Annotated in this window: 2 protein-coding genes; both read right to left on the bottom strand. The window is 71.5% G+C overall.

Annotated features, from left to right (window positions below):
- The coding region (locus Vqi01_RS29895; protein WP_204038479.1) for a non-ribosomal peptide synthetase at positions 1 to 4,789 on the bottom strand (4,789 nt) is incomplete at its 3' end.
- A partial coding sequence (locus Vqi01_RS29900) for a phosphopantetheine-binding protein (protein WP_239098775.1) occupies positions 4,776 to 5,174 on the bottom strand: 399 nt, incomplete at its 5' end. The genes Vqi01_RS29895 and Vqi01_RS29900, both read right to left, overlap by 14 nt.

The following is a 5,174-nucleotide window of genomic DNA, read 5'->3' on the forward strand; positions in this document are numbered from 1 at the left end:
TCAGCTCCGGGGACTGATCCCGGCCGGTCCGGTTCCACCGGTGGATCTGCTCCCGCTCGGCGGGCGAGGTGAGGTCCACCTGGGCGAGCGAACGGTCCGGGTCGGCCACGATGGAGCGCAGCGCGGCCAGGTAATAGCCACGGATGCGCCGGATCTGCTCCGGGGAGAACTCGGTGGTGTGGTAGTCGAGCCCCATCAGCAGGCCGTCGGCACCCGGGTCGCGCAGGAAGCCGCAGACGAACGGGTAGTTGGTCGGCTCGACCCGCATCGTGGTGAAGGAGTTGATCTTCGGGTCGACGATCCGCACGTCACGGTCCGCCAGGCCGCGCATGACGTGGAAGTGGTTGTAGACGAAGTGGGTCTCGTAGAGGGGCTCCCCGTCGGCAAGGCGCTGGATCTCGGCCATCGGGAAGCGCCGGTGCGGCAGGAGGTAGTTCTCCTCGGCCAGCATCGTCCGGATCAGGTCCGTCCACGTGCCGTCCGCCACCGTTGCCGAGACCGGCAACGAGTTCAGGAACAGGCCCCGTGACTCGGTACCGTCGATCACCTCCAGCCGGCCGTTGAAGGCCATGCCGGTGACGACGTCGCGGCTCCCGGTCAGGTGGGCCAGCACCCGCATGTGCGCGGCGAGCAGCACGCTCTTCAGCGGTACGCCGATCCGAGCGGCGGCCTGCTCCAGGCCGGCGCAGATGTCGTCCGGGATCCTGGTCTCCAGCCACCGGTAGAAGTCGGAGTGGCCCGGCGGCAGCTCCCACTCCAGCAGCGGCTGCCCGTCCGGCCCGGGCTGCGGCTCCACCAGCGGGTCGACCGTGGCGTCCTGCGGCCAGCGCGGCAGCCGGAGCCGGTTCGTCTGCCGTACCTTCGCCGACCAGAACTCACGCTCCTCGGCAGACGCGAGCGCGGCGCGTTCGGCCTCGACGAAATCTCGGTAGGTCGAGGCGGGTTTCGGCGCCGCGGTGCTCGCCGGGTCCCCCGTCAGCTCCATGTAGCGCTGGAGGATCTCGGTGATCGAGGAGTGCAGGCTCCAGCCGTCGAGGATCGCGTGGTGCTCCACCAGCGTCCACTCGAAGGACTCGTCGCTGCGCCAGTGGATCACGTAACGCCACAGCGGCGGCCGGGCCAGGTCGAAGGGCACGTCGCGCAGTCCCTCGATCACCTCGACAATGCGGCGGTCCTGCTCCTGTTCGGTCAACCCCCGTACGTCGACCACCTCGATCGGCAGTTCGGCGCTCTGGTGCACCACCTGGAGCATCTCGCTGTACTCGCTGAGGTGGAAGGAGGTCCGCAGGATGTCGTGCCGGTCGACGATCTGCTGCACGGCCTGCCGGAACAGCGTCTCGTCGAAAGGCGCACGGACGTGGAAGCTGTCGACGTTCTGGTAGAGGCGGCGCTCCTCGTCGGCCTCCATGTGGAAGATCATGCCGGCCTGCAGCACCGCCATCGGGTACGCGTCGACCGCGTCCTCGGGCAGCAGCTCCCGGTCCTGCGCGGAGACCAGGGCGAAGGGCTGCTGTTCGGTGGCGGGCGCCTGGGCGGCGGTGACCTCGCCGGCCAGCGCGGCGATGGTGGTGCGCTGGAACAGTTGCTGCAACGAGAAGTCGAGGCCCTGGGCGCGGGCCAGGCCGATCACCTGGACGCTGCGGATCGAGTCGCCGCCGAGGTGGAAGAAGTTGTCCTCCACGCTCACCTGGTCGAGTTCGAGCACCGTCGCCCAGATGTCGGCCAGGACGCGCTCGGTGTCGTTGCGCGGTGCGACGTACGGCCGCGCCAGAACCGGCCGTCCGTCTCCGGGCGCCGGCAGCTTCCGCCGGTCGATCTTGCCGTTCGCGGTGAGCGGGAACGAGTCGAGCACGATCACGACCGACGGGATCATGTGGCTGGGCAGGGTGGGTTCGAGGAAGTCGTGCACGTCCTCGACCGTGAGGTCGCCGTCGGCGACCACGTAGCCGACCAGCCGGCGCTCGGTGCCCGCCTCGCCGTGCGCGACCACCAGGCAGGCGTCGACCCCGGGGTGGGCCAGCAGCGCGGCCTCGACCTCGGCCGGCTCGATCCGGAAACCACGGATCTTCACCTGCTGGTCGAGGCGGCCGAGGTACTCCAGCGTGCCGTCGGGCCGCCAGGCCGCCAGGTCGCCGCTGCGGTAGAGCCGGCCGCCGGAGGTGGCCGGGTCGGCGACGAAACGCTGGGCGGTCAGGGCCGGCCGACGCCAGTAGCCGTGGGCGAGGCCGTCGCCGCCGACGTAGAGCTCACCGGGGACGCCGATGGGGGCCGGCCGGCCGTGCTCGTCGAGCACGTGCAGGGCCAGGTCGGCGACCTGCCGGCCGATCGGACTGTGCCGGTGGGCCAGCAGGTCGGCGGTGAGCCGGCAGTACGTCGTGTGCACCGTGGTCTCGGTGATGCCGTACATGTTGATCATTTCCGGGCTGGTCTCCGGGTGCCGGGTCCACCAGCGGCGTACCGCGTCCGGGTCCAGCGCCTCGCCGGCGAAGATGACCACCCGCACGGCCAGTTCCGCCCGGCGTCGCTCGTCGACGGCCTCGAACTGCCGGAAGACGCCCGGCGTCTGGCTCAGCACGGTGACCCCCTCGCGGGCCACCACGTCGTAGAACGCCTCCGGGTCGCGGCTCTCCCAGTAGCGCACCACGACCAGGGACGAGCCGTGGGTCAGCGCACCCCAGGTCTCGAAGACCGACACGTCGAAGGAGGCGGAGTGGAAGAGGCTGAAGACGTCCTGCGGGCCGAACCGGAACTGCTCGTCGGTCGCCGCGAACAGCCGGAGCACGTTGCGGTGCGAGACCATGACGGCCTTCGGCAGGCCGGTGGAGCCGGAGGTGTAGATCAGGTAGGCGGGGTCGTCGACCATCGGGGCGACGGCCGCCGGGGTGCCGTCCGTGCCGGTGCGCGTCGCCTCGTCGATCCGTACCGTGCGGACGTCCTCCGGCAGCGCGAGGTCGGCCGGGATCGCGCCGTCCTGCGTGACGACGACCCGCAGGCCGCTGTCCCGCACGATGAAGTCGAGCCGGTCGACCGGGTAGTCGGGGTCCAGCGGCACGTACGCCGCCCCGGCCCGCAGCGCGCCCAGCATGCCGACGACGAGATCGGCCGACCGGCGGCAGCACACCCCCACCATGGCGCCACGGCCGATGCCCTCCCGGCGCAGCGCGGCGGCGACCGCGTCGGCGGCGGTCAGCAACTGCCGGTACGTCATCCGGGTCTCGCCGTCGATCACCGCGACGTGGTCGGGGTGTTGCCTCGCGTGCCGGGCGACCAGATCGCCGATGGGCTCGTCGACGGGGAAGGTTCGCTGGACGCGCGACCAACCCTCGATGGTGCGGCGTTCCTCCTCCGGCAGCCCGCAGACCTCGGCGACGGGCCGGTCCACGCTGGCCGTCAGCCGCTCCACCAGGGTGAACCACTGTTTGGCAAAGCGATCCATCGTGGGCGCGTCGAACAGGTCGGTGGCGTACTCCAACTCGACGCGCATGCCGTCGGTGCCGGCGTCGTAGACGAGCAGGGTGAGGTCGAACTTCGCCGTACCGGTGTCGACGCCGACAGTCCGGGCGGTGATGCTGTCGCCGAGCCGCCACCGGGCGGAGTCCTGGCGCTGGAGCACGAACTGCACCTGCACCAGCGGCGACCAGGCCAGCTCGCGCTCCGGGGCCAGTGCCTCGACCAGCGCCGCGAACGGCACCTCCTGGTGATCCTGGGCGTCGGCCGAGGCGACGCGGACCCGGGCGACCAGGTCGGCGAAGGTCGGTTCGCCGGACAGGTCCACTCGCAGTGCGAGGGTGTTGACGAAGAAGCCGACCAGGTCGTCCAGTTCGGGCAGCGGCCGACCGGCGACCGGCGTGGCCACGACCACGTCGGAGCGCCCGGACCAGCGTCCGACCAGCAGGGCGAAGGCGGAGAACAAGACATCGAAGACGGTGCTGGAGCGTTGCCGGGCCAGCGACCGTACGGCGTCGGCCACGGCGGGAGCCAGCTCGGCGTGCACGGTACGCCCCGCGTAGCTCTGGACTGGCGGCCGGACCCGGTCGGCCGGCAACTCCAGCACCGGCGGCAGCTCGTCGAGCTGCCGGCGCCACCAGTCGACGCCCTCGGTGAGGCGGGAGCCGGCCAGCTGGTCGCGCTGCCAGGCGGCGTAGTCGCCGTACCCGAGGGTCCGGTCCCGCCGTGGGGGCAGCGTACCGGCGACCAGCGCCTGGTACGCCTCGGCCAGTTCGGCGAGCAGGATCTCCATCGACTGCCCGTCGCAGGCGATGTGGTGAATCGACAACCACAGCAGCCACCGGTCGGCGGCGTACCGGACCAGGCCGCCACGCAGCAGCGGCGCCCGCGACAGGTCGAACGGCTCGCGGACGGCGGCCCGTACCGCGTCCCGCGCCTCGGCCTCGGCCCGGGGCCCGGAGTCACGGACATCGCTGACGGTCCACGGCACCTCGATGCCCTCGGCGGCCCGGAACAGTCGAGGCCGCCCCTGCTCGGTGACGACCGCGGTGCGGAGCGCCTCGTGTCGGTCGACCAGGGTCTGCAGCGCGGCGCACAGCGCGGCGGGCGCCACCTGGCCGGTCAGCTCGATGGCGACCGGCACGTTGTACAGCGGGGAGCCGGGGCGCCAGCGGTCCAGGAACCACAGGCGCTCCTGGCCCGGTGAGAGCAGCGTCGGCTCGCCGGTGGCGACGATGGCCGGGCGTGGGGCCGCGTTGGTGATCCCCGCCTCTGCCAGCAATTGGTCGATGAGGGCATCCTCGGTCGGCCCAGTCGACCCGGTGGAATCAGTGGTCGTCACCGTACTTCTCCTTCGTGGCTTCGGACGTGTCGCCGAGTCGGTGGGCGCGTTCGGCCGGGCTGAGTTGGCGGACCTGCATGACGACGGCGGCGATCTGGTCGAGTCGGCGTACGTCCGACGAGTCGGCGCGCAGGCGCCGCGCCAGGTTGTCGACGGTGGGTTGCTCGACGAGTTGCCGGACCGAGACCGGGGTGCGCAGGGTGCGTTCCAGGCGGCCGCAAACCTGAACGGCGTGCAGGGAATGGCCGCCGAGGGCGAAGAAATTGTCGTCGAGGCCGATTTCGTCGAGCCCGAGCACCTCGCTCCACACCGAGGCGACAATCTGCTCCAGTGGTTCCTTTGGGGGCCGGATCGCGCGATGCGCGGTCGGCTCCTCCGGGTCGGG

The organism is Micromonospora qiuiae, assembly GCF_016863555.1.
GTDB lineage: Bacteria > Actinomycetota > Actinomycetes > Mycobacteriales > Micromonosporaceae > Micromonospora > Micromonospora qiuiae.